The sequence below is a fragment of the Komagataeibacter oboediens genome (genome assembly GCF_003207815.1).
In the GTDB taxonomy this organism is placed as follows: domain Bacteria; phylum Pseudomonadota; class Alphaproteobacteria; order Acetobacterales; family Acetobacteraceae; genus Komagataeibacter; species Komagataeibacter oboediens.
Map to the genome: position 1 here is coordinate 1 of NZ_NKTX01000172.1, position 1,652 is coordinate 1,652.

The window sequence follows — 1,652 nt, forward strand, 5'->3', positions numbered from 1 at the left end:
CTTCACGAGTACGCATCCGGATCAGATCGGCTTCAAACTCCGCGAAAGTCGCAAGGATGTTGAAGAACAACTTGCCCATTGGATCAGACGGATCGTGAATACTGTTCCCAAGTTGAAGCTTCACGCCACGGGATGCCAGGCTGTCGCCAATAAGCCGTGCATCAGGGACAGAGCGGGCCAGTCGATCAAGCTTTGGTACGACCAAAGTATCGCCACTACGAACAGCCGCCAGTGCCTGGTCAAGGCCGGCCCTTTCCCGGTTCGTGCCGGTGAAGCCCTTGTCGGTGTAAATACGATCGGCAGAAACACCGAGTTTGAGCAGTTCCTGATGCTGGGCCGCGAGATCCTGTTTGTCCGTCGAGCAGCGGGCATAGCCGATCATTATGTGTGTCATACGGGAAAGTGTAACGTATAAGGCCCCATGACTGCAAAACATATGGTACCACCTTTATGAGACACAGCACACGGCTGTATTCCATGACGTGTTGCACTTGTCCGGGACAGTCCGTCCAACGATCCCCTTCCGGACACATGAAGGAGACATCCGATCATGGCGCGGCGCCGTCTTCTGACCCGTGAAGCTCTCGCCCGACATTACGAGCCTTCTGTCGATGATCGCGAGATCACGAGACATTTTACACTCAGCCAGGATGACTTCGATCTGATCGCAACCCGCCGCGGAGAAACCTCCCGATTGGGTTTTGCGATGGTCATGCTCTACATGCGCTGGCCGGGACGGGTGCTGGAATCTGGTGAAACACCACCGGCTCCCATTCTGTCATTTGTTGCGCGGCAGCTCGACCTGTCCCCTGGGCTCTGGTCCCATTACGGACGTCGTGACGAAACCCGTCGATCCCATCTGGCCCACCTGATGAAGCGTTATGGCTACCGAACCTTCGATCGGTCGGCATTTCATGACATGACCGGTTTCGCGATGCCAATTGCACATCATGTGACCCAGCCATCCCGCATGGCTGCGATCCTGATTGACGAGATGCGTCGCCGAAGCATTCTCCTGCCGTCGGTCACTGTCATTGAAGCCTTGGTGCGCCGTGCTCGCCAGCAGGCCGATCACCTTGTCCATGACGTCCTTGCAGGGGATCTGCCGCCGGAAACCCGTTGTCGTTTGGACAAAATGCTGGAGCGTCGTGGCGATCGCAGTGCCTCCTCGCTCTCGTGGCTGCGTAACCCGCCCCTGTCACCAGCCGCGCGCAATATCCTGCGATTGCTGGAACGCCTGGAGTATGTACGATCCCTGAACCTCGACAGCGCTCGCGCCACGACCATACCGCGTGTGGCCTTTGACCGTTTGAGCGAAGAAGCTGCCCGGATTACGCCCCAGCATCTGGCCGAGCTTCGGTCATCCCGTCGTTACGCCATTCTGGTGGCAGCCGGGGTCCGACTTGAGGAGGTTCTAACCGACGCGACCCTCACAATGATGGACAAACTCCTCGGAAGCATGATGCGCCGTGCCGAGCACCGGATCCGTGACAAAGCGATTGTCACCATGCGATCGTTGCAGGCCCAGCTTCGTCTGCTGACAACCTCCTGCCGTCATCTGATTGAGGCGCGTGATCAGGGTGTTGATTCACTGTCTGCCATTACGGGAATTGACTGGCCCCGCCTCCAGGACGCCATCGGCAGGGCTGAAA

The 1,652-nt window shown here is 57.9% G+C and carries 2 protein-coding genes; one reads left to right on the forward strand and one right to left on the reverse strand.

What is annotated here, in order from left to right:
- Positions 1-394 (reverse strand): recombinase family protein (locus CFR80_RS18000; RefSeq protein WP_110507840.1); only part of this gene is annotated, 394 nt, incomplete at its 3' end.
- A 156-nt stretch (positions 395-550) separates the two neighbouring features.
- Between CFR80_RS18000 and CFR80_RS18005 the strand changes: the two genes are divergently transcribed.
- A partial coding sequence (locus CFR80_RS18005; RefSeq protein ID WP_146221716.1) for a DUF4158 domain-containing protein occupies positions 551-1,652 on the forward strand: 1,102 nt, incomplete at its 3' end.